At 46.4% G+C, this 25831-nt stretch carries 17 protein-coding genes; 12 read left to right on the top strand and 5 right to left on the bottom strand.

What is annotated here, in order from left to right:
• Positions 1–166: 166 nt before the first annotated feature.
• The 3 genes from ACSQ8O_RS35800 (at position 167) to ACSQ8O_RS35790 (ending at position 5219) form a co-directional block, all read left to right on the top strand.
• Complete coding sequence (locus tag ACSQ8O_RS35800; protein ID WP_436245705.1) at positions 167–4636, top strand: OmpL47-type beta-barrel domain-containing protein; 4470 nt, start codon at positions 167–169, stop codon at positions 4634–4636.
• 73 nt (positions 4637–4709) lie between these two features.
• Positions 4710–4856: a hypothetical protein gene (locus tag ACSQ8O_RS35795; RefSeq protein ID WP_436245614.1), complete on the top strand. Its 147-nt coding sequence runs from the start codon at positions 4710–4712 to the stop codon at positions 4854–4856.
• A 90-nt stretch (positions 4857–4946) separates the two neighbouring features.
• A complete protein-coding gene (locus tag ACSQ8O_RS35790) occupies positions 4947–5219 on the top strand; it encodes a hypothetical protein (protein ID WP_436245613.1) in 273 nt (90 codons plus the stop codon).
• A 439-nt stretch (positions 5220–5658) separates the two neighbouring features.
• On the opposite strand, the gene ACSQ8O_RS35785 is transcribed toward ACSQ8O_RS35790, so the two are convergent.
• From ACSQ8O_RS35785 to ACSQ8O_RS35775, 3 genes are all read right to left on the bottom strand, one after another.
• Positions 5659–8934, bottom strand: coding sequence for a hypothetical protein (locus ACSQ8O_RS35785; protein ID WP_436245612.1), 3276 nt, complete (start codon positions 8932–8934; stop codon positions 5659–5661).
• A 134-nt stretch (positions 8935–9068) separates the two neighbouring features.
• A complete protein-coding gene (locus ACSQ8O_RS35780) occupies positions 9069–9254 on the bottom strand; it encodes a hypothetical protein (RefSeq protein WP_436245611.1) in 186 nt (61 codons plus the stop codon).
• 354 nt (positions 9255–9608) lie between these two features.
• Complete coding sequence (locus ACSQ8O_RS35775; protein WP_436245610.1) at positions 9609–12044, bottom strand: sialidase family protein; 2436 nt, start codon at positions 12042–12044, stop codon at positions 9609–9611.
• Between the two features lie 396 nt (positions 12045–12440).
• On the opposite strand from ACSQ8O_RS35775, the gene ACSQ8O_RS35770 reads away from it, so the two are divergent.
• The 9 genes from ACSQ8O_RS35770 (at position 12441) to ACSQ8O_RS35730 (ending at position 23935) form a co-directional block, all read left to right on the top strand.
• Complete coding sequence (locus ACSQ8O_RS35770; RefSeq protein ID WP_436245609.1) at positions 12441–13610, top strand: mandelate racemase/muconate lactonizing enzyme family protein; 1170 nt, start codon at positions 12441–12443, stop codon at positions 13608–13610.
• Between the two features lie 23 nt (positions 13611–13633).
• Positions 13634–14584 carry a D-2-hydroxyacid dehydrogenase gene (locus ACSQ8O_RS35765; protein ID WP_436245608.1) on the top strand — a complete coding sequence of 317 codons (951 nt, stop codon included), beginning with the start codon at positions 13634–13636 and terminating at the stop codon, positions 14582–14584.
• A gap of 37 nt (positions 14585–14621) precedes the next feature.
• Entirely contained in the window at positions 14622–15695 is a 1074-nt protein-coding gene (locus ACSQ8O_RS35760) for a sialidase family protein (RefSeq protein WP_436245607.1), read from the top strand.
• Positions 15696–15816: 121 nt separating this feature from the next.
• Positions 15817–16596, top strand: a complete 780-nt coding sequence (locus ACSQ8O_RS35755; RefSeq protein ID WP_436245606.1) for a response regulator transcription factor — start codon at positions 15817–15819, stop codon at positions 16594–16596.
• A complete protein-coding gene (locus ACSQ8O_RS35750) occupies positions 16596–19385 on the top strand; it encodes a sensor histidine kinase (RefSeq protein WP_436245605.1) in 2790 nt (929 codons plus the stop codon). The genes ACSQ8O_RS35755 and ACSQ8O_RS35750 overlap by 1 nt, the downstream gene beginning before the upstream one ends.
• Before the next feature lie 99 nt (positions 19386–19484).
• Positions 19485–21164 (top strand): hypothetical protein, encoded by a 1680-nt coding sequence (locus ACSQ8O_RS35745; RefSeq protein ID WP_056619081.1) that lies wholly within the window; start codon positions 19485–19487, stop codon positions 21162–21164.
• Between the two features lie 87 nt (positions 21165–21251).
• Positions 21252–22202, top strand: a complete 951-nt coding sequence (locus ACSQ8O_RS35740) for an ABC transporter permease (protein WP_436245604.1) — start codon at positions 21252–21254, stop codon at positions 22200–22202.
• Positions 22203–22204: 2 nt separating this feature from the next.
• Positions 22205–23116 (top strand): carbohydrate ABC transporter permease, encoded by a 912-nt coding sequence (locus tag ACSQ8O_RS35735; RefSeq protein ID WP_436245704.1) that lies wholly within the window; start codon positions 22205–22207, stop codon positions 23114–23116.
• Positions 23117–23131: 15 nt separating this feature from the next.
• Positions 23132–23935 (top strand): polysaccharide deacetylase family protein, encoded by an 804-nt coding sequence (locus tag ACSQ8O_RS35730; protein WP_436245603.1) that lies wholly within the window; start codon positions 23132–23134, stop codon positions 23933–23935.
• Between the two features lie 78 nt (positions 23936–24013).
• On the opposite strand, the gene ACSQ8O_RS35725 is transcribed toward ACSQ8O_RS35730, so the two are convergent.
• Positions 24014–24853: a carbohydrate ABC transporter permease gene (locus tag ACSQ8O_RS35725; protein WP_436245602.1), complete on the bottom strand. Its 840-nt coding sequence runs from the start codon at positions 24851–24853 to the stop codon at positions 24014–24016.
• An 11-nt stretch (positions 24854–24864) separates the two neighbouring features.
• Positions 24865–25803 (bottom strand): carbohydrate ABC transporter permease, encoded by a 939-nt coding sequence (locus ACSQ8O_RS35720; RefSeq protein WP_056619091.1) that lies wholly within the window; start codon positions 25801–25803, stop codon positions 24865–24867.
• Between the last annotated feature and the right edge of the window lie 28 nt (positions 25804–25831).

The following is a 25831-nucleotide window of genomic DNA, read 5'->3' as shown; positions in this document are numbered from 1 at the left end:
TGAGGATTCGTGAGTGGCGGTTACGTTAGAGCGCAAGGATAGGCCTGCATGATCAAGAAAAATCATGCAGGCGTGGGGATGGAGATGAGCAAGCATAGTTTGGCTGCCTGTGTTGGCATAATAATGAAAACGCTTTCAAAAATGAAGGGAGTGAGTTTACTTGGTGATGAAAAAATGGATGTTAAGCCTTATGCTGATTTCGTTATTGTTTACCTCACCTTTGTTTGGACTACGATCTTTAGACAACACGACCGTTTATGCGGCAGAAACATTACAAAATGCAATGATTGGCGGGTTTGAAAGCGATGAAGAGCTTTGGAATTTTTACCTGGGAACCGAGTTTCCCGGAGCCAAAGGCGAATATTTGCGGGATACGTCTGTGTTTAAGTCGGGGACCTATTCGGGTAAGCTGCGCGGGGATTTTAGCGCCGGCGGCACATATGTCTCGGTGAGTAAAAATTTTATTCCTATGGATATAAAGAAACTTGAATTTTGGGTTAAAACAGCTGACGCCTCTGCGATCGTGCTTCGGGTGACGGATTCGACCGGTCAGGTGCATCAGCAGAAGCTTGCAGTGGCGTCAAATGCCAACTGGCAGAAGATGGAGATCACCAAATTTAACGGAGGCACAAGCTATCTTCATTTCGGCGGAGCCAACGATGGGGTGTGGCATGGACCTGCCCAGGGAATCGGGCTTTTGTTAGAGAAGAGTGGTTTGAGCGGTGGAAAAATAAGCGGGAATGTATGGATTGATGATGTATCTGCGACGGTTCCGCAGCAAGAGTCTCTATGGGATTCCGCAATCGGCAATTTCGAGAACGCCTTTGACATATGGAAACCAACCTTAGGAACAGGAGCTAAAGGCGAATATGTCCGGGACTCGTCCGTGTTTAAGGAGGGAAGTTTTTCGGGTAAGTTGAGCGGAGATTTTAGTGGTACAGGCAAAAGTGTTTCGATAGGAAGAAATTTTTCTCCTCGGGAGATAAAGAAGCTTGGATTTTGGGTGAAAACAACGGATGCTGCTGCCATCCTGGTTCTGTTGACGGATTCGACCGGGCAGGTGCATCAGCAGAAAATCGCCGTGGCGTCAACTGGTAATTGGCAAAAAATAGAAATATTTAAGTTCAATAGCGGTACGAGCTACCTACATTATAACGGGGCAAACGACGGGGTATGGCATGGTCCCGCCCAGAGAATCGGATTTATTCTAGAAAAGACCGGCTTGATCGCGGGCAAAACAAGTGGAGACATTCGCTTGGACAATATCGTAACCACATCTACCTTCCCGGATTTATCCATCGAGCAGTCCCGAATGGGAAATGTCTTTCTGGCGAACGAGTCCGCAATCTTTCCTCTTGCAACAAGGGGAGATACCGTAAGTTGGAGCGTATATGACCACTTGGATCATCAAGTATTAGCAGGCAGTGAAGGGGTGCAGGACGGGCAATTGAATTTGACGATTCCTATTCAGCAGCTTGGTTATTATAAGCTTTCGCTTGCTGCTGAGAAAGATGGTCAAACGATCAAGCGTGCAGAAATTTCGTTTGCCCGCTTAGCTTCGGATGACCCTACTTTGGTGAACAATTCTCCATTCGGGGTATCCACTCACCTAGCAAGAACAAATACGGGTTGGACGCCTGAGTTAAGTGCATTATTGAAACGCGCCGGATCCAAAAATTTCCGTGACGAAATAACTTGGGTAGATGTCGAATACGAAAAAGGGAAATACCAGAAGCCGCCAGGCCGTGATGCCTTTATGCGGAAAACGCAGCAAGACGGCTTGAAGCCGTTCATCACCCTTGACTTTACCAATCCGTTTTATGATCAGGACAGTACGCCCTATTCGGACGATGGCCGTCAAGGGTTTGCCAATTATGGAAAGGCCTTGTTGGACTTATACGGCAATCAGATGGAATGGGTGGAAGTCTACAATGAGTTCAACGGAGGGTTTGGCGATCGTGGGAACGGTCCCGCAGACTCGCGTCCGGACTATTATTTTAAGCTGCTGAAGAAGACCTATGAGACGGTGAAAGCCGCCAGACCGGACGTAACGGTTGTCGGAATGGCATCGAATGTAGATATAAGCTGGATGGAAGAAGTGTTTAAGCTTGGCGGGCTCCAATACATGGACGTCGTTTCCATCCATCCGTACAATCGAACGCCGGATGGCATGTTGCAAGCTGTGCTCGATGCGCAAAGCTTAATCCGGAAATATAATCAGGGACAAGACAAACCGGTTTGGATTACGGAAGTTGGCTGGCATGCCGACACAAGGGGAGTAGACGAAAAAACGCAAGCGGATTATTTGGTGCGTGCTTATGTGCAAGCGTTGAGCGCCGGTGTCAAGAAAATATTCTGGTATGATTTGATGAATGACGGCATGCAAGCCGACTATGGCGAAGATAATTTCGGCCTCATTCGCCACCAGGATGACCCCAAAGGGCAGTTTTCTCCGAAACCCGCCTATGCGGCTTATGGGGCGATGACGCGAGAATTGCTAGGTGCCTCGTTCGTTGAACAGGAAGCCGTCGACACGGGCATTACCAGCTACAGATTTGATAAAAACGGCCAGAAGCTAAGGGTTGTTTGGGCGAATACCCCCGTGCAGGCAGCCATTCAAACGAATGTACCGATTCAAGTCACCGATATCATGGGGAACACGGAAACCTTCACGCCGCTTAACGGCAAGGTGTATATGACGCTAACTGCGGAACCAATTTATATCCAAAGCGACATTGACGGTATTGCGGTTGATTCGACGTTCGCATTGACGGGGGCAGAAGCTGTAAATAGTGAGCCCGTGTTACTGACCGTGGAAGCAAATAATGCATCCACATCGCCCCTTACTGCATCATTCACAGTGGAAGGCTCAACCTATTCTTTGTACGCGGGAGCCGGTCAGAATGCGTCACAGCTGTTTGCACTGCCTGGATTGAGTCAGGAAGGCATTCGCTATGTAACAGGTGATTTGACCATGAGTGGGAACCGAATTGGAAGACTGAAGCATGCGATTCAGACCCTCCCTTCCTATCGTGCAAGAATCATCCCTGTTATTACGGATGTGAATACGAAAGCTCAAGCATTAAAAATCCAAATTCAGAACTATTCTAAGCAGCAAGGGCTAACCGTCAGGAAAGCCGATTGGCAGGTTGGTACTCAGTCAGGTACACAGAATTTGAACGATGTGATACCTCCAGACACCACCAAGACGTTCGATATTCCGCTGAGCGGCTTTAATTACGGCGTCAGCAATCAAGCACAAGTGACTGTGCAATTTGATGGAAAAGCATCTTTCGTTTATGGAGGGAAGCTGGATTTCAATCCGATCCTTCCTGGTACGCTGCAGCTTGACGGCTTGGCTGACCCAGCGATCATCGCGTCGCCGCCAGTCGCTCAATTGTCGCAAGGAACGGTAAAAATGCAAAATTATGCGGGTCCATCGGATTTGGGCGGCAGCGTATGGGTGAACTGGGATCAGGATCATTTCAATCTGACCGCTGTAATCAAAGACGATGTTCTTTACACGCCTGCAAGCGGAGCGGATATTTGGAAAAATGACAGTCTCCAGTTTGCCGCAATGGCGGGTATTCCTGGAGAAAATCTGGGTTTCTATGAAATAGGTATTTCCCAGACGCCTCAGGGACCGCAAATCTTTCGTTGGTCGTCACCTAATACCAGCGTCAAGGATCTTATAACGAACGGTTCCTTGCAGGTATCGCGCGATGAAGCACAAAAGGTTACCGTCTATGAACTCGCGCTTCCTTGGTCTGAGCTTGCGCCGATCAAACCGGAAAAACAGGGTGCCTTCAGCTTCTCGCTGCTCGTTAATGATAACGATGGCACCGGGCGCAAAGGGTATATCGAGTGGGGCTCCGGCATTGGTGAAACGAAAGATCCCAAAAAATTCAGAACGGTTCAATGGATCGTAACGGATGATACACCTCCAGTTACCGTCGCCGCTTTGGAAGGGACGAAGCAGAACGGTTGGTACGTCTCCGATGTCAAAGTAAATCTGAACGCTACGGATGATAAGTCCAGCGTTACGGAAACCGTATACAGCCTAGATGGAGGAGCCACTTGGACGAAATATCAGAACGAGCTTGTCTTCAACGAAGATGGCGTTCACACGATTTCGTTCCGATCGACCGATCAGTTTGGTAATAAGGAACTGTCGCAAACGGCATCCTTCGCAATTGATCAAGCCGCGCCGGCCGTTCATATCAGCGGAGGGGGAACCTATACCGTCGATCAGACGGTAACGATCACCTGCACCGCTACGGACGGCGTATCCGGCGTGGTATATAGCTCCTGCTCGGCTCCTTTGCTGAGCAGCCCAGCCTATCTATTAAACGTGGGTAACAATGCCGTTTCAGCATATGCGGCCGATACTGCCGGCAATTCCGGAACGGCAGAAACCACTGTTACCGTCAAGGTGACAGTGGATAGCCTGATCCGACTTATCGAAGCTTGGGTCACCAGCAATGGCAGCCAAGGTATAGTTAACTCGCTTGGAACTAAGCTCCGGCATGGACAGTTTGATGCCTTCATCAACGAAGTTCATGCGCAGAAAGGTAAGAAAATTCCCGAAGAAGCTGCGAATTACTTGTTGAAGTTTGTGAATGATTTGAAATCATAACAAGATTTCCTGAACACTTGCTCCCTATTGGGAGCAAGTTTTTTTACTAAATACGATAGCCAGGTGGTCCATTATGTCGAAGATCGATATTCAGCATTTGCCAGTTACATACTCCTTACAAGCTCGACCGACCGGTGCTCCAAGCTGGATGTTCCGGCCAGTGAATCGGGTTCTCTCGAATGTGATGAAACAACTGCAGGCGTTTGGCGGAAATGAATGAAAAAGCGACCATACGGCAGACGACGAATTCAGCAGTTTCGAAGTTTCCTTGTTGTACATTTTGGCGGACAGTAATCGGAAGTACAGGCAAATGCGCGAAACACAGCAAGTTAGCAAATGGCGGCTTGTGTATATCGTGATGGCAGCCGAGTTCGATGGAAAATCGGGGATTGCGACTCTGCAGGATCTTCATTTATATAGCTACGCGCTATGCAATGTGGCGGAGGAGTTGATTAACACCGAGTACCGAGGGATCGTTATTGAAGCGCGGGACGGTTTGGTGATCAGCTTTGAAGATGGCAAGATTTGGGCGCGCTACAGCATTCGTATCACGACGCGTTGTCGGCGCTGTCGTACAAAATGATTCTCCACTTGATGACAATCCGCCCCGACCTCATTGATACCTGAATCGATGCGATGCGAACCTACCCCATTCGTACTTCATTAACGAAGCTAAACGACGATATCCATTTCAAGTTCTTGCGATATTTCATAATTCATCCTCCTGAGCCTATCCTTAAAATTATTACAAAACCGGGGAGCATCCCCAAGTCATTCGACTTAGAGGATGCTCCCCGGTTTGGTCGATTACCTCAATGCCGTGACAAACCTCAACAAGACCACGGCGGCAACCTCGGGAATTTTCTTTCCACGCTGCGCGTTCCGACTGCCGGCTCAACGCGGCTGGCGAAACGAATCAGCAAAGGGAAGTAGCCGATCCGTGACGGGCGAAACCGACTTGGTGACCAGCTGTTTTCCATTTCTCGGGTCGGGCCTGATGATCTTCGGGTCAGATCCGTCCTTTACTGAACTAGTTGTGCGTTTCGAAACAGTGAGGGGTCCTTCGGCGTCGTTCCGACTCCCGATCCCCATTGCAAGAAACCATCGCGAGAATCGCCCGTGGAGCCCCGATCATCGTCATTCACCAGGAACGACATTCCGATGGTCTGCGTCGGTGGCCCGCTAAACCCAAGCGAGGTCCACGGCACAGAGATGACATAGTGCAAGGTGCTGCCGCTTCGAGTGATGTTCGCTTGGACGCCAGGGGTTGGTCCCGCCTGCTGGCCAGCCGGCGCTGCGAAAGTGTAAACCGCCGGTCCGCTGTCGAGAAGCGCTGTGCCGATTTCAACGCGCTTGCCGCCGGCCTGTCCCGGCACTCGGTCGTAGGTGCTGAACTGGATGGAATCGGTCTGCCATAATGTGTTTGGTATGCGCGCGCCGAAGTGTCTGTCGTCTGTGATGGTGGCGTCGATCACAAGTGCTTCGCTGTTGTAGTTGATATGCAGTTGCCCACTTAGGTCGCTGTTACTACTGCGCGTTCCTAATATCGATACCCAACTCGCTTGCGTCGCCAGGTCGATTGCGGGCAAGGTTTGGTGGTTCGTGGGCTCGATGGGAGCGTAGGAAATCGATCCAGATGAAGCGTCCGAACCGACGGCACTGTCGACGGCCACGTTATAGCTCAGAGAGTCGAACAACGGAATGTCGGAAAGCGGGACGCGCATCGACGCGGTTCCATTTGCAGGGACATTCGCCAGATCCGTCGCAGTCCCTGATGCCGGCCCTACTTGGTAGGCAACCTTGGTCGGTGTGAAGGCGCTGGTTCGATTGTTCTTCAGCGCGATGTCGAGAAAGTAGCTTCGAGACGTCGCATCCGAAGTGATCGTCGGTTGGACGCTGATCTCGAACGGCTTGACGACATTTGTCGTTGCCCTCAAGTCGGCAACAAGACTCGGATGGTGCTTGTCGTGGTTCTCTTTCTCAGGCTTCACTTTTGTCACGTCTACGGCCACAGTCCGCTGGCCGAGGAGCGTGGTTGCAGGAACGCTGATGGTAGCGTTCGTTACCTTGCCCGGAGAAGTACGAAGGGTCACAGGCTGCACCCCGTTCGCAGTGATTGTCAACTCATTGGGAAGGTCTGTCTTGGGGTTCGATCGGTCTGCAGTCACCGTAACAGCGACCGTATCACCTTTGATCGACTGGTCGGCGACTTTCATCGTGACCGCAGACTGCGTCACGCCCAAGCTGTCAATGTTACCGGTGACATAGATCGGGCTGCCGTTGAGCGTCAGAACGACCGTGCCGTCTGTCGGATTTACCGTCTGCGTTGAGCCATATTCATCCGTGATGATAAGAGGCTGGGTAGTGTGCAAAGCAATGTTCTCGGAGCCGGTGGACCACATCACCCGAGTCGTCGAGCCTCCTCCCGTGTACGGATACGAGTAGGCGGTACCGGAGCCGAGGCCATCGCGAGTGCCAATCGTCTTTCCGGTCACCGCGCGAATGAGCACGGCGTTTGTGACAGCTCCAGGTTTCGGAGCTACGCCGAGTACACCCGCGACGGGCTGCCTGAATAACCCAAAGTGATGTTCCCTATTATTGGGGTCCGTACCGTCATCCATTGCCGAGTACCAGCTGAAGACGTCCACGCCGGCTGCCTTCGCTAGCACCTGAGCACGCACCAGGTTGTCCGCTTGCTGGGGCTCTGTGGAGGCGGCGGCATACGTCGGCCAACCGTTCTCCGTAATCCACACTGGGACGTTCCGATTTCCAGCTGCCTGCTTCACCTGCTGCACCAACGCAGGAAGCTTCGATACCAACAGTGTGCGCTCGGGCGGAGTGTTTGCCCCCTCCAGAGCGTAGCCGTAGACATTCGTCGAGAACGTATCAATGTAGTTGATACCGCCGGCAGCGAAAAAGGCACTATTCCAGTTATCATCAATGGTGGAAGTAATCGGGCCTATGACGTTCGCATCTGGATTTCCTTCGTGAATCGGTCCGTACATGGCCTGAAGCATCTGCACATAGCAGGCTGCGGTAGTACCGCAAGCGCCGTTGTTGAAGCCGGTGCCATTGAACTCATTGTAGATGTTGAAATCGCTGACCTTGCCCTTATAGTGCTCGGCGGCAGCTTTCCCAAACTGACCAAATGCGGCCAGACCAGCCACGGAGCTCGGCGTTTTCCCGTTGTCATAATTTGTGTTGTTGTATGCCACGACTCCCTGGGGAGTCATGCCGAGGTCAAGAGACTGTTGTGACTTGGATTCAAAGCCATACCCAGCCCAGTTGTATACACCTGGCTGCTTTTCAATTAGCGACCAGTTGATGTCACTTCGAATGTGGCCGTAGCCGATTGTCGCCAATGCGTTCATGAGTCCATCTTCGAGGGATTTGTAGTGACCAAAATGGGTGTCGATTCCGAAGAAGGAGTCAGGACTCAAGGCGCCCACTGGCGTCGGGGTCACAATGCCAAACGTTGTGGTGCGCGTTACCGTTTGGTCATCAATCACGCTTGAGAAAGTGAGGTTGTAGAACCCCGGCCCGAGGTCAATCACGGATAGCGGAGCATGTCCGTCGGTGCCTACGGGGATAGATCCCGTGCGAAGACTCACGCCCTGATCATCTGAAATGTCATATGAAACCGAATCACCCACCGTGCCAAAATCCAGGTTTGCGGAATTGGTTGTAAAGAGCAGGCTCGGGTTCATCAATGACAGCGCTGGAGTCGTTGCAAAGGTCACCTGGATTCGTGCGAAACAGATTCCCGGGATGACGCCGCCCAGGCTATGAACACGCAGACGGAAATCTGCGCCGTTCGTTCCGTTGGCGAACTTTATTCCGCTCAGCTCAAAGATTTGGTTCTTCCAGGTCTGACTGCCGCTTGTCGGCATCCACGGGGTGGCCTGGTATGCGTTGCCCTGGCCGTCATACTCAATGGCCATGGTCGTCGCCGCTGCGTCAAAGTAATCAACGGACACAATCGCGTACGTTGCGCCTGCAGGTTTCGTGGAGCTTGCGACATCAACGTAGACGTAGGGGTTTAATGGATTTTGTGACGTCGTCCAGCACGCCGTACCGTTCCTGATAGTCGCGGCGTGCGTCGGATCTTTGTCTGCATCGCCGGGCCAAGCCTTGTTTATACCGCTATAAATTGGTGGCGAACTCAAAGTTGCTTTGGCCTGCGGCATGGTTGCTACTGCCTGGGGTGCTACTCCCCCAATAACGCTCGCCGTGACAGCGATCACGGCCGCGGCCGCCCTCAATCCACGATGGCGATTTCTCACACTCTGCAATCGCATGAGGACCTCCTTAAGTAGCATGACTGGCACAATCAGAACAAGCATCAAACGGATCATACACTTTTTCACGGACATCACATTCACTCCCTTATCCTGATCTGAAATCAAATTGCCTGTTTAATTGTAAGCGCTTTCTAATTGATCTGAACGCCTGCGAAACCTTTCCCCGATCCGTCACTCAGCTTTGTTGTGCGAGTGTCATTCGTTACTCTCCCTTCCATTGTCAGCCTGCTCGATCGGGGCCTGATCCCACCATAGCAATTGCACGCTTCATTGGAAAGCGTCACTTTTTGCTGCCCCACTGCTTTCTTTGCTCCCATGGACTATGCTTTTCTTGCTCCATATGCTATTAATGATTCAAATGTCTTCCGGCATCAAGAAAAGGCTTGTTGGCGAGAGGTTTACGGCGGAGGATGCTGATGAGCTGAAAGGAGGTAGGAAAATGGATGGTCTACATAACCACGGACCAGTATCCAATATTAGGAAAAAATATGGTTTCCGAGAAATTGGTTTTGATACTCTTGAGTGGGGACGATGAGCATAGTCTCCATATTAGCATTGACAATGGAACGGACAAATTCGTATGATCCAAATAGGCGACAGCTGAAAAGATGAAAAAAGGTAGATGCTGCTCTAACGCAGTAACTACCTTTTTAAATGTGATTGTTGGAATTCTATTGCAAGCTTTGGACATCTGCTGCACTTAATGGATAAGCATAAATCCTAATTTGGTCAATCAGGCCGTTCATCGAGCTTGCGGAGTTAACGCCTACGGTCAAAGGAAATGCATTAGATATATTCCCACCCGTAAGTATAGTGTTCTGGCCGACCAAAACAGAATCGACATATAGCTTAAGCCCCAAAGTTCTATCGGCTACAGCTACAACATGATGCCACTGCCCATCTGCGAAGGTTGCTGTCGATTGTGCAGCATCACTGGTACTACCATAATCCAACAGAAACTTAATCGTATTATTTGTTTCAAATCGTAACCAATATGCGGCATTTGAATCTCCTTTATTCAATATATATTTGATTGTACCAGGGACGCTTGTCTTCACCCATGCGGAAACGGAGAAGTCCCCTGTGCTACCAAAATCAAAATCATTGCTGAAGGGATCTCCCAAAGATACATAATCGCCATTTCCGTCAAAGCTCAAAGCGCTTCCAAATTTACCGCTATTGCTCCAAGCTGCATTCGTAATGGTTCCATGAAAGCCATTGGAGGAAGAATCCAGCACGGTACTTCCTGTGATTTCATCAAACTTCCAATATCCACTCAACCCGTATAAATGTCCCACTTCCGTTGAATTCAAAGCATAGTTGTATACGCTTACTTCATCAATGAAACCATTCATTGTACTTGTAGAATTGATTCCGATGGTTAATGGAAGGGAGTTGGAGATGGTACCGCTTGCAGGGCTGGTATCTTGCCCAACTAATACACCGTCGACGTATAGTTTAAGTCCCGCTGTTCGGTCAGCGACACCAACAACATGATGCCATAGCCCATCCGTATAGGTGGCTGTCGATTGAGCGGCGTCAAAGGTGCTGCCATAGTCGAGTAGGAATTTAATGGTATTGTTCGCCTCGAATCGTAACCAGTATGAAGCGTTTGTATCTCCTTTATTTAAAATATATTGGGTTGTACCCGTTACGCTGGTTTTCACCCAAGCAGAGACCGAGAAGTTTTGTGTGGTTCCGAAGTCAAACGCACCGCTGGAAGGATTGCCTAAGTTTACATAATCGCCGCTGCCGTCAAAGTGTAAAGCGTTTCCAAATTTGCCGTTTGTGTCTCGCGTCGCGTTCACAATGGTTCCGGGATTAAGGCCGCCAGCGGAATCCACAACTGTCGTTCCTGAGGTTTCATCTAAGCTCCAAGTACCGATGTTAGATTTATTCCACCAAATTCTCGAAACAATGGCTCGATTCGGAACGAGGGAGTTCCATTCGTTGCTTGTCACAATGCTCAAATCAGGTGTAACCGCAGTGGTTCCGAAATTGCCCAATTGCGCCCGGTTGTCCGTTATCGACATCACGATTTGTTCTGTGTCTTTCTTGACGCGAAGCGTGACCGGATCGACTTCAGCCATCCATAAGGGAGCCCGATATCGGAGGATATCCGTGTTAGAAGCGTCCTGTCGGGTATAGACCAGGTATAGTGCATTCGGTTGTGTCACCCAGTGCATCTGCGTATTCATACTTCCGGTTACAGCTGTTCCGTCCTCCCATTGCAAAGTCACTGCTGACTGCCAAGTTAAACCGTCGCTGCTTTTGGCCAATCTGTTCTGGATATCATCGCGAAGGGTCATAAAGTATTCGTTATTGTACTTGGTAAGGGATGTTTCAATACCGGAACGGTTTCCGTTGCCCCCTGAATTAGGTACCGACGTACCTTGGTTGATGTAGGAAAGCGCAGTGCCGTTAAATGAGGCTTTAACAACCTTTACGGAGCCCGTTCCGTCCAATAAATTGATTGGCCAAAGAATGTCTCCTGTACCATCCTCAGCTTCATAAGGATAAACACTGCCGGTATGTCCGTAAATATTAGGCCAGTCCAATAAATACCAATCGCTGCTCCAAGTTGAAGTGGCAGGATCGTATACCGCATAAGCGGGGTAGTTATGTTTCTTAGCAAAATTAAGGCCATAGGATTGGGCCATGCCGAACAGGATGATCTTTCCTGTTTTTTTGTGATACACGGGTACGGGATCAATTAGCATACCTTGGTAACCATCCGGCAGTGTCTTCCATTGAAATTGAGGAATGGTTGTCAGCGATGACCAAGTCTCACCTAAATCCGTGCTGGACGTATAAGCGATATCATAAAAGACATCCGATAAATTGGTAGGGCTTTCATTCTTATCTTTGGAAACGGTACACATAATTTGGGGACTTGAACCGCCCGGAATGGTCGCGCATCGCATGTGAGTCCACCAAAAGTTATTTGAACCATCATTTTGATAAGCTACCTTTTCATCAAGTATGTAAGAAGATGGTGAAGACGCATGAGCAACAGATGAATTTACAACAATGAAGCACCCAAGTGTCAAGGTAAAGATGAAAGTGAAGCAGAGGCTAAAAAGAAGTATTTTTTGATTTTCTTTCATGATAAAGTCTCCTCCCAACATATCAATTGCCATGAATCATAGTTAATATTAAAGCGCATTCAAAAGTAGATACCTGCTGTCAGACCCCCTCCATTAGAATTTATAATCCTCTAAGCGCGGTTGCTCATTTTTGAAAGACCTGGATAGAGGTTTATCTCATAATATCACTAGGTACACTTTGCGATAACGGGATGAAATTTAGATTTGGTGGATTTATTCAAGTACTATTAGGTTGATTGGACATCCGGCCTTCCGATGGAAGGAAGTAATCGGTGAAAATTGTATTATAAACCTCTAAGGATTGTGTTACGGCGTTCACGTGCTTCCTCTATATAATAAATAGCAGAGTAAACGAGTTATTGGGTGAAAATTGAACATCGAGGGGGTAAAAATGGAATGAAAATCACAGCGGTTAAATGTATCCTTGTCAGCGCTCCGTACGCCAATAAAGGAGATGCGGAGCGCGAAATTTGTCTGAAAACAGGGTACCGTCCAACAGCCTTCCTGAAAGTGGAAACCGATGAAGGCATCTATGGTTTGGGTGAAACCTACGCGGGCACTTATGCACCCGAAGCAGTCAGAGGAATAGCGGAACAAATGGAGCACGATCTGATCGGGCAAAACCCCATGTCCGTTCTTGAGATGTCCGATCGAATGCGGGTTGCTAATTATTATCTAGGTCGAATGGGGCTAACGCAATGCGTGATTGGCGGTATCGAGATGGCACTTTGGGATCTAAAAGGCAAGGCACTTGGCGTTCCAGTGTACGAATTACTTGGTGGCAAGGTGCATAATGAAATTAGGGCTTATGCGAGCGGTGGTAATAATAAGCCGATTGACGAGCTTAAACAAGAAATGCGTGACTATGTGACGCAAGGCTTCCGGGCGGTGAAAATTCGTATCAACCTGCTCCCGGATATCGACGCGATTGAAGAGAAGGTAGCCGTGTGTCGTGAAGCACTTGGCCCGGATATCGGGCTGGCTGTCGATGCAGCGCAAGGCTTAGCGAAATATCCATGGTCCGTCAAACAGGCAATTGAGATCGCAAAACGCATTGAGAAATACAACCTCCTTTGGATGGAAGAACCAGCAGAGGTAACTAACTATGAAGGATTTGCAGAAATTCGCCGTCACGTCAACATCCCGGTTGCAGGAGGCGAGACGGTTACAAGTCTTGTAGAAGCTGAATCGTATTTGAAAGCGAATTCGCTCGACCTGTTCCAGCCTGATGCTGCTGTTATCGGAGGACTGAGCGTGTTTCGCCAAGTAGCGCAAATGTGCGAACGTAAGTCCATTCCAATTGCCGTTCATGCATGGTGCGGAGGAGTGGGTATCATGGGGAATTTTCACGCTGCGTTTGCTTCTAGGAATTGCACAATTCTGGAACTTTCCAATGTGCCGAATCCCCTACGTGTGGAAATGATGGTTGAACCCTTGAAAATGGTGAACGGATGTATACAGGTTCCGTCAACCCCTGGATTGGGTGTATATTGGCCCGAAGGGCTGGAAGAAAAATATCCATACATGCCAGGTTCTGTATATCGGGTTCCGTTGACGGTTTCCTAATAGGAAGGTGGGAGAAATAAACCATGAAACCTCATGTCTTGGTTGCAGTTAATGGTTTTACGGAACAACACATGGAACGTATCCGGCAAGTTTTGTTCGGTTGGGCGTCAATGGAACGAATAGACGAAGAAACTTCTGAGTCTGTTTTCCGTGAAAAGATAAGCAGGTCTCATATTGTGGTTGGTTGGCCGAAAGCGGAATGGCTTGCAGGAAGCCCGGTTCGGCTTGTCCAATTAGGAAGCGTTGGTTATGACGCTTTCGTGGGTAACACACATCAAGATGATCCCTCTTTTACGCTTTGCAATGCTAGCGGTGTCATGTCTGTTGCTGTAGCAGAGCATTTAATTGCTATGATGTTCGCATTGACGCGCCGTATTTCGCATCACATACGCGATATGAGTAAGCATAGCTGGAGTCGTCAATCAGAATATGAAGAGGTGTATGGCAGCACAGCATGCATCGTCGGAGTGGGCGGCATCGGCACAGAAATCGCGCGGCGTCTGCGCTTATTAGGCGTTCGTACCATTGGGGTACGTCGTGAAATCGGGGAATCACATCCTTACATGGATGAAATATACCCAAGCTCCCGAATGAAGGAAGCTGTAGCGAAAGCTGATCATGTGATCCTGATCTTGCCCGGCAACGCACAGACCGAGAAATTGTTTGATTATAAAATGTTCGCTTCTATGAAGAATGGGGCCTATTTCTATAATCTAGCTCGCGGAAGTATCGTCGATGAGAATGTCCTGCATGCGGCTTTGATTAGCGGTAGGCTGAAGGGCGCGGGGCTTGATGTCTTCGAGGTAGAACCGCTTCCAATGGAAAGTCCGTTATGGGAAATGGATAATGTGATCATTACACCTCATTCAGGAGGACGGTCGGTCAAAGAATTCGATCGTTTCTGTCATTTGCTCTTGAACAATCTGATGAATTATCGTGAGGGGAAACCATTTCTCAATCAGGTGAATTTATAAAAAATGACAACAATGACCATTTACGAGGTGAAATGACATGATGAATACAATAAAATACGCGACAATTGCGAAATCCGCTACAAATAACCCAAGGAATGATACGGCTTCCATCGCTGAGTTGGAGGATGGCACATTGTTAGCCGTTTGGCACAAGTATGATGGTTCTTTTGGAAGCGATTTCGATTTATGCCGGATTTATGCCAAAACTTCTACGGACGGCGGAATGACATGGAAACGCGAGCGGATGCTTATCGATGTCAATCCGGAAGATCATAATGTGCAGGCCCCTGGTCTGTGTCTTCTTCCCAATGGAACGTTAATTCTCCATTGCTTAAGAGGCCATCAGGGGGGATCCAGCTCCACTATGGAAGTCTATGTCTCGAAGGATGGAGGCGAAACTTGGGGATTTCTTGCGCACATTTGGGAACGTACAAAGGGTCAGTGGCTGCAAGGCGGTGCGAACCATATCAACCAGTTGTCCAGCGGTCGATTGTTACTTCCATTCCACTTCGGCACAGGCCATCAAGGTGGTCAACACAATGAGATAGGATGCTACTTTAGCGATGATGACGGATTTACATGGACCCGTGCAGCTGGTACCGTAGATTTGCCTATGCGTGGCGCAATGGAATCCTCCGTTGCTGAAATGAGCGACGGACGTCTTCTCATGTCTATCAGGTCTCAATTGGGCGCGGTGTTTATGTGTACTTCAATGGACGGCGGCAACACGTGGAGCTTACCACAAACAAGCGGTTTGAAATCGCCGGAATCATGCACTTGTTTACGGCGAGTTCCCGGCACCGATGTACTCCTTCTGTTATGGAACGATAGTCAGTACGAACCCGGCAAGCATCATTTCGGACGACGTACACCTTTAAGCGCAGCAGTTTCTACAGACGGCGGGGAATCCTGGAAAAGAGTGGGGAATATTGCGGAGGGACCGAATGAATATACCAATCTGAATTGTATGTTCACGAAATCCGGCAAGGCCATCATTACTTACATGCAGGTTGAGGATCCGGCATTTCAGGCGCCAGAAACGGATCCACCTTTCAAACGGACTGGGATTGATTTAATGGCGGCAGTGGTAGACTTCGAAAAAATGGTTTAGGCAAGGCAACTACCGTCTATAGACGGTAGTTGTTTTTTCATACTTATCAAGGTAACATCTAATTATAAGGAGAAACAATCTTCTCTATTTGTAAGCGCTTATAACAGGGGGGAGGGATCCGATGTACAAAGTATTGATTGCTGATGATGAGGAGTTTATTCGCGAAAGGGTAATCAATAACATGCCATGGGCTGAGATTGGATTTGAAGTGGCAGGGTGTGCTTCAGATGGAGAATTAGCTCTGCAAATGGTACGCGAATGTCATCCGGATGTCATTTTGACGGATATTTTAATGCCGAATATGACGGGATTAGAACTTGCACAGTGCGTGAAAAGTGAATTTCCACACATCAAGGTTGCACTTATGAGTGCGTATGATGATTTTCAATATGCTAAAGAGGCGATACGTTTTGGGGTGAAAGGTTACCTGCTTAAGCCAATTATTCGCGATGAATTCCTCGAGCTGTTCCGAGATGTCGCCAGTAATTTAAAGAACGAAGCTGGACAACCCGTTAATTCCGTTAAAAATATGGTCGTAAAGACGAATGGAGATCGCAATTCGTATGTTGCTGTTGCGAAGCAATATATTACTGAAAACTATCCAGAACGAATCAAGCTTGAAGACGTTTCGGAACGGCTGCACGTCAATCCGAACTATTTCAGCACATTATTCAAGCGGGAAACGGGAAAGAATTTTATTGATTATCTGAACGAGGTTAGAATCAACGAGTCCATGAAATTATTGTTGCATACCGATTACAAAGTTTTTGAAATTTCGATGAGTGTCGGTTATGGCAATTTTTCGTATTTCAATAAAATATTCAAACGCATAAGCGGTGTTACGCCGCAAACCTATAGAGAATCTGGCGGATCGGTCTTCCAGTCCAAGGAAGGCATGTAATGAAGCGAAAAGAGATAAAGCTGAATCGTTTTTTGTTGCTTTTCTCCCTTTCGATCGTCTCGCTAATGCTCATCATTATCGGCTATGTGCTCTATGTGAAAACCGTCCGTTACATTGATGAGAAAACCGATATGATGCAAGCCATGAAATTGAATCAAACAACCGCGGATGTGCGCAAACAATTCGAAGATATTTACCAAACCATAGATAGTTTGCGGAATAACACCATATTAATCCAATCGTTGGACAAATTAGAGCGACAAGATGCAACCTCGTATGAAAAGGTGAGTCTGTCACAAAATGTAGAGTCCTCCCTATTTAATTTGAATAAAGGAAATGAGTTCATCAGTGGCATCACGGTTTGGACAAGGGGTGGCCAGTACAGTTCGAATGCCAAGTATTCCTCTTATTATTTTGAAGGCAATCAATTGTCACTTTCCAACCTGGACAATCAGATCAGGTTCGTCTCTATAAACCAGACGTATCAAGCATTTGGTTTAAATTCCTTGGACATCAAAGATGACGCGCTGCGAAATCTACTGGACGCATGGAACAAATCGAGTTACTTTATGTGTCCTCTTAAAGGTCCAGAAGGTTCACTCGGAATACTCACGATCAATTTAAATGCAGGTGCGTTCAATCATATTATTCCATACGGTGAATCTCTGGCGGTCTTAGATGCAAAGGACCAAGTATTATTTAAGGGGAGCGCAGTTACGCCAGAAATCAATGAAATGCTGAAAAGTACGGAGAATACGCAGCAAATGGACGGAATTCCACTCTTGGGGAAACGTTATTTTTTTCGGGATATCGGATTTCATGATATCTGCATCGCTTTGGCTGAAAACGAATCTGGGTTTCATAAAAGGCAGCTTCTGGCGCTTGGGGGATATTCGCTCATCATACTAGGCGGCAGCGCATTGCTTACTTTTTTTCTATCGCATTTAATTGGCCGCAAAATCTTGTTCCCCTTGCACAGCCTGATTAGTTGGATCGGCAGGCAGCGCAGTTTGGAGGAACGATGGGAACCTGTCGAAGATGGACGGAATCGATACAATAGGTTTACGATGAGGGACCGTTTTTTTGTCTATTTTTTAATTACGATACTACTTCCTATCTGTCTTTTCGTTACGGTTTTTTATGTGCAATCATCAAAAATTATTACGCAGGAATTGGAAGAAACCTTTTATACGCTGTTTGATAAGACAGCTCATAGGGTAGAGTTATTTGCCGATCAAAAAGAGTCTGCCATGACCCGCTTGGCTTACGATGCGTTTGTTGTAACCTACGTAGATCAACCGAGCAATAACCTGCAACAGCATATGGATCAACTCATTTATGATAGTTTTTTGCCAATTCTCAGTGAGGATACCATTGGCATCTATTCGATAAATAATCAATTGATCTACAGCAATCGGTATAAGCATGCGACCCAAATTGATCCATCTTTTTTCGAACAAATGCGTATTAGCCGTAAACCTATTCTTTACTGGCTTCCACCGACGGATACGGCCTCCTCTACGGTAAGTTTAAGTATAGGCATCGTAGATATTAATCGCTATTCAAGCCCGATTGCTTATATGAAAACGGATATAAACGGTGCTTTCTTCACCAATCTGTATGCCGATCTGAACGGGAACGGGAGTGAAGCGTTTATCATTGATGAAAATGGACGTATAATCTCCCATCCGGATACGGGAAGAATTGGGCAGAAAGCCGACATTCCGTTTCAATTGAATCAATCGGAGGGGACCCTATTCCGCATGGATAACGCCATATATTTTTCCAAGAAAATCGCTGCTTTACCCTGGTATGTGGTTGCCCGATACGATGCTTCGGCGATTAGGGATCAGGTAATACGTCTCTTTTTCGATGATATTTATTTGTTGGTCTTTCTTTTTTTGCTGATTCTCCTATTTTCTTATTTGATGTCACAGTATTTAGTGCAGCCATTAGCTTCCATTCAAAACCGTTATCTGAGCATTGATCTTGATCGTGTTAATCAATTAACTCTCCATAGAAGTTTTGCGATTGATGAAGTTGAACAGCTAAGAATTTCCTTTAACCACATGCTGGAGAGGATTCATAGGTTGGTACAGGATACATTGGATGCGAATCAGGAAAAGCTAACCCTTGAATTTGAGAAAAGGGAGCTGCACATGGAGGCGCTGCAGGCACAAATTAATCCCCATTTCCTTTACAATACACTTGAAAATATCATGTATATGATCGAAAAGGGAGAACGCCATTTAGCTGTAGATATGATTGGACTATTGAGTCGTCTGTTTCGATATGCCATGGGGAAAGACAGCTCATTGACCACGCTTAGAGAAGAGATCGTTTACTGCCAGTCCTATTCGAAGATCATGAGCTACCGCTATAAGGATAGGATTTATATCGAATGGCATATGGACGAATCGTTGAACGATTGTGTCGTTAATAAGATGATCCTACAGCCCATTATTGAGAATTCAATAAGACATACGCTTAAGATGAATAACAGCGAGATTAGGATTAGGGTCAGCTGTATGAAAAAGGAAAATCATATCGAAGTGGTCGTCAAGGATAACGGGCCCGGCATAGAACAAAATAAGCTAGATGAAATTCGTCTTCGTTTGGAGAATAGAGAACGGGGAAATGTAGGATTATATAATGTGAATAGTAGAATTAAGCTCCATTTTGGTGATACGTACGGCTTGTCGATTCATAATGCTGGTGCTGGAACGACTGTGACAATCCGTCTTCCGTACCAGAGCGTCAACTCGATGGAAGCGTCCTCAAATGTATGAGATTCGTATTATAAACCCCTGATGATTGTGTTACAGATCTCAGGGGCTTCTTATTTATAATGAAAAGGTAAGGCAAGCGATAAGAGTAGGGGGATGAATATGAAAAGTAAAACAGTAAGCGTTACCTCACTAAGCTTGGCCGTGGTCTTGATGGCATCGGGATGCTCGGGGGGAAAAACAACGAGCGAACCGAACGTTACCGGTGCATCAGACAAGCCTGCCGAAACCACAAAAACGCTGGAAATCAGTTGGGTTGGCCAAGGGGCAAGAGGTAAGATTGAAGACAACAACCAGGTTCAACAAATGATTGAAAAGAAATTCAATGTGAAATTGAAGAATCGAAAACTGGACGTAAACAACAAGGAACAAAAAAATCTGATGGTAGCTTCGGGAGAGTTGCCTGATATCGCCTTCATGGATGCACCGGATAAGCTATATTCGGATGCTGTCACTCGGAGCATATCCAAGGAAATGATCATGAAATACGCACCTAATTACGCAAAAGTGTTAAGCGATCAGCCGACGGGGTGGAAAGTGAATCAGGTCCCAGGCAAGAATGGTGAATATTATGCCCTTACGGGTTATAAACAAGATTGGGATAATCTCACATGGGGTCAGGTTTATCGTTTGGATTGGATGGAAAAACTCGGATTTAAGCCTAAAGGGGAAATCGTACCCGTGGGTACTTCCGGTGGTGCCGAAAGAGTTTTCTTCTCAAAGCAAGCGTTTACTCTCGATGAAGAGCAGAAAATGTTTGAAGCTTTTGCCAATAATGATCCTGATGGGAACGGTAAAAAGGATACGTATGGTTTGCTTCTGAATAATAGCGATGCATCTTGGGCTTTAAATACGGAAGCTGGGGCGTTTGGCTTTGGTTGGGATTATAATCTGGAGGACAATGGGAAAGTGGTTGGTTATGCGATCAGCCAAAACTATAAAGAGTTTCTGACATATATGGCTTCTCTAAATAAAAAGGGGTATATCGATCCGGAATTCACCACATTAAACCGTGCTAAAAGCTGGGAAAAGTTTGCTGCTGGGAAATACGGTGCTGCGCAGGTACAGGTTCAAGCGGCAGGCATGGTGCCCTTTACGTTCAATCGCCCGCCTGGAAATCTCGTTTTGAAGGATCCCAATGCAAGATTTCTTTTTACCCCGCCGCCAATCGGTTCTAAAGGTCAGCAGGGTTCAGCCGCATATACGCCTGTAGATGGATTTGGCTACGCGATGGTCATCAAAAAGGATGTCTCGGATGAAAAGTTAGCTCGTATTCTCCAGATCTTTGACTATATTAATTTGGACAAAGATGGGCTCATGCTCTCAGCGTTCGGTGAAGAAGGAAAAGATTATTCGTGGGAAGCTGAGCCCTATAAGTCAGCTGTCATTCCTAAACAGGCAGCAGAAGCTGATCGTGAAAAAGATGGTATAGGTTACTACAGTTTGCCGATCCAATTAGGGAATGTCAATGCGTACTATAGTAATGCTGCCGTTTCCAAATTGACAGATCTGTATTTTGGTGCCGAAGCAGGCAGGAAAATTGCTTATCGTCCCTTCAAGTGGGATTATTTCAATCAAACGAAATACAATGAGTTGAATACCAAATACGCTGCAAAATTAAAAACAATAACGGATGAATTCTTGTTTAAGTCCATTACAGGTGAGCTGAATGTCGATTCTGCTTGGGATGCTTACGTGAAAAATTGGCGCAGCAGTGGTGGAGATGAACTTCTATCCGAACTGGAAAAAGCGCCTAAGGTCGCCGATCTCCGTAAGAAGTAATTCTAAATATAGATAAACAGATAAGTTAGGAACATGGGAGATTTGTCGTTGACAAATCTCCCCACTTTTTAGAAAGGCGGAGGAAGCATGGCTATCTCAGTTGAGGCATCACACATTAAATCGCAATCTACCCGAGCACTCAAGTGGAAAAAAGTAAAAAAAATGAAAATGTTGTACGTTCTATTGCTTCTGCCTGTCATACATCTTGCTGTCTTTCATTATGCGCCGATGTATGGTGTGATCATTGCTTTTAAGGATTTTAAAGCCGGGCTTGGCATTTGGGACAGCCCTTGGAATAATTTTGAACACTTTAAGAATATGTTTCATGATTTCGTATTTATAAGAGCACTACGCAATACGATTATTATCAGCGTTCTGCGATTGGTGGTTGGCTTTACATTCCCGATCATTTTTGCCCTGCTTATCAATGAAATCATGCACAAGACATTCAAGAGAACCGTACAAAGCATTTCGTATTTACCGCACTTTATGTCCTGGGTCATTATTGCCAGCATGGTTGTTGAGGTCTTGTCCCCACAGCGGGGAGTTATCAATTATATCATTTCGTTATTTGGCGGAAATCCGATCAACTTTCTATCAAGTAAAGCTTATTTTGTCCCACTTCTGCTTATTTCCGATGCCTGGAAGGAAGTAGGCTGGGCCTCGATACTCTATTTGGCCTCGATATCCTCGATTTCACCGGAAATCTATGAAGCGGCAGAATCAGATGGTGCTAACCGTTTTCACAAGATGATTTATATTACATTGCCTTCGCTTATACCTGTAATTACAATTTTATTTTTACTTCGTTTAGGTCACATATTATCTGGCGGGTTTGATCAAATCCTTAATTTGTATAGTCCGTTAGTCTATGAAGTTGGGGATATTATTGATACCTATGTGTACCGCACGGGTCTCGTCGAATTTAGATTAGATTATTCCGCAGCAGTCGGATTGTTCAAAAACCTGGTGGGGGTTGTTCTGCTCGTCACGGTGAATCAGATAGTGCGCAAATTCAACGACTATGGGGTGTGGTGAAAATGAGGCAAGTGCAGCAAAGAACAGGCGGAATCGGCGTCAGACTCCAACCCGGTTGGTGGTTTGTTGGTTTAAATAGCATGTTTATGGTTATTTTTTCATTGGTAATTCTCTATCCGTTTTGGCAGGTGGTGGTGCTATCCTTCTCAGACGGAAGAGAAGCAACTACACTCGGTTTCCACTTTTGGCCGAGTACCTGGTCTTTTGAAGCCTATCGGTTTTTGCTCTCTTCTGGGGAGATCGTTCGGCCCTACATGAACTCGATTTTACGTACCGCCTTAGGGACTATATTGGAGGTTTTATTTACCATCCTGGCCGCTTATCCGCTTGCCAAGAAAGAACTGCCATTTCGCGGGGGGATTACCACGTATTTCATCATCCCAATGTTTTTCAGCGGAGGGTTAATTCCGACTTATCTGATCATTCGCAGTTTGGGACTGCTGGACAATTTTCTAGTTCTCATTATTCCCGGGGCTGTAGCCATATTCAGCATCATCATTATGCGGAACTATTTTATGTCACTGGATACAGCTATTGAGGAATCCGCTGTTATCGACGGTGCGGGTTATTTGACACTCTTGTTTAGAATTATTTTGCCGGTGTCAACTCCTGTACTAGCAACTATAGCACTTTGGGCCGCCGTTGAGCATTGGAATGCATGGTTTGATGCCATGATTTATATTCGCAACCGCAATTTGACGGTTATCCAAGTGATTATGCGTGAAATGCTAGCATCTGTAAGCGAACAAAGCAATGATTTGATGTTCAATAATAATGCGCAGCAAGCGCAGCTTGCGATGAGCAATGTTCGTTCTGGGATTGCGCTGCTTTCGATAGGGCCGATCATATTGATATATCCATGGATGCAAAAATATTTCATTAAGGGAGCTATGATAGGTTCCGTAAAAGGTTGAATTTGGAGGGATTGTATGCGTATTCGTTTTGACCTATTTCCTGGTGGAAAGTGCAAAGCTCTGACGCTAAGTTACGATGACGGGCGGGAATTCGACCGGAGAATGGTTAGCATCTTAAATCATTACGGCATCCGGGGGACGTTTCACTTGAATTCCGGCTTCTTGGGAAAGCCAGGGTATTTGGAACGTTCGGAAGTGAAAGGATTATTTGGCGGGCATGAGGTATCAGCTCATACAGTCAGCCATCCGTTTTTGAATTTATCACCAAAGGAACGAATTGTCGATGAGATTTTGCAGGATCGCCGGAAGTTGGAGCAGCTTGCCGAATATCCAGTAAAGGGGGTTTCTTACCCTCACGGCGCTTGGAACAAGGAGGTTGTGGCGCTGCTTCCTGCACTGGGAGTGGAGTATGCGCGAACTACGATCAATCATGGAAGCTTTGACATGCCGGAGGAGTGGTTGCTGTGGTCTCCTACCTGCCACCATCGCGATATGCTGGAATACGGCCAAAAGTTTATTAATGATCGACCGCGTCATCCTCGAATGTCTCTGCTATATGTATGGGGTCACAGTTATGAATTTAATAACAATCAAAACTGGGAGCAGCTTGAGCAATTTGGTGAATTGATCGGTTGGCATCCCGATATATGGTATGCGACCAATATTGAAATCGTCCTTTACGTCAAAGCATTGCACCAATTACGGTTTGCTGTGTCAGGGGAACTGGTTCATAATCCTTCTGCCTTGTCCGTGTGGTTCAGCTTGGAAGGACAAGCCATTGAAATAAAGCCTGGAGAAACTAAAAGACTATTCGTGTGAAATAGATGTTTGTGATAGAAACTTTGAAACGAGTGTTAAAGGTTACAAGCCTTCTTAACACTCGTTATTGTGTAGAAATTATCCTTTAACACTTCCGGCGGTTAAACCTTCAATGAGAAATTTCTGAATGATAGCAAAGATCAGAATAATTGGAAGGATGATAATTACACCACTGGCCAGAATGCCTCCCCAATTGGTCGAACCCATACTTTCCATCACCTCAGCGATGCCAACCTGGACAGTTTTCGCAGCAAGGGAGTTCGTTAATATAAGCGAGTATTGGTAATCGTTCCAACCAAGAATAAAGGAATAGAGGCTAATGGCGACTAACCCGGGCAAAGCAAGGGGAATCACAACAACAAACAATGTTTTTAGTTTCGATGCGCCATCCATGTAGGCCGCTTCTTCCAAATCGATCGGGATTGTTTTGAAAAAACCGCTCATGATCCAGACGCCAACAGGAATTGTCATCGTACAATAAATCATGACAAGTATTGTCTTGGTATTCAAAAGCGACATCGAGGAAGCAAACTTATACCATGGAATCATAATCATTGGTCCTTGAATCATCTGCGCCAATACGAGCAGTACGAATATGAGTTTAATCCCTGGAACTTTATATCTGGCTAAACCATAACCGCTGATACAAGCTATCAAACCCGTTATCAGCGCGGTAATCGCACATGTGATCAGAGAGTTGGACAACAGTTTTCCAAGCTGGATCCCTTTTTTTCCTAGAGCCCATGTATAACTATCCAAAGTAAAAGGTGATACCCACCAAGTCGGTTTAGAGGCAAATATGGCTTCGTCGCTCTTGAATGAAGTATCCAAAAGCCAGAGAAAAGGTACTAAGGTAAAAACTAATAATAGAAACAAAATCGTGTATTTCCATATTCTCATCAAGTAAGTTTCTCTCATGTTCTCGCCCCTTAACTATTATCTTTACCAAACAATCTTGCATAAACAAATACCATAATCAACACAATCAGCATCGATAAAGTTCCAATAGCAGCGCCTTTACCTAAATCCAAATAAACGAATGCATGGGTGTATAAATAGGTCGGCAAAATACTGGTTGTATAACCCGGTCCACCATTGGTCAATGCCCAGATCATTTCGAACTTCGTCCAAGAAGCGATGAGTGAAACCATACCAGTGACATACATGATGGGTCTTAACGAAGGTAGTGTGACATAAAGAAATCTCTGCCAATTGGTCGCCCCGTCAATTTCTGCTGCTTCCTTCATCTCACTGGAAATTCCCTGCAGTGCGGATAGCAGCATTAATGTAACATAGGGGAACCCTTTCCAAGTAGAAGTGAGCAGCAATGAAGGCCACACCCAAAATTCGTTCCCAAGCCAAACGATGTTGTCTTGAAGCAGGTGCAGTAGCTTCAAATAGTAATTGAGCAACCCATATTGTCCGTCATAAATCCATTTCCAAATGATACCGATCACAACAACTGGAGAAACCCATGGAACCATAACTAACCCACGCCAAAGGCCCCTGAGGCGAAGCTTCTGATTCAGGATAAGTGCAGCTGGAACGGCTATAAGAAATTGGAGCAATGTTGAACCAATAACCCAAACAAGGCTATTTCTAAGAATAAACCAGAAATGATCATCATCCATAATCAACTCTTTATAGTTGTTCAAGCCCGTAAATTGCGTGCCACCGCCATGAAGCAGTGAGTATTTGAAGAAGCTGAGACGAAGCGTATCGAACAACGGATAAAATTGAAACAAGGCCACATATAATACGACTGGCGCAAGCAGCAAATATCCGAAAGCATACCGTTTGATAAGGGAACGGTTATGTTTATTTCTTAATGCAATAGAAGAAGCAGGTTGTTTGATTGGCGTGTCCATAGGTGAACTACCTCCTTTATAAGAGTAA

Source organism: Paenibacillus sp. LjRoot56, from assembly GCF_964253335.1.
GTDB classification, from domain to species: Bacteria; Bacillota; Bacilli; order Paenibacillales; family NBRC-103111; genus Paenibacillus_E; species Paenibacillus_E allorhizoplanae.
The sequence above is the reverse complement of the archived record's forward strand: the minus strand, read 5'-3'. Positions and strand labels throughout refer to the sequence as shown.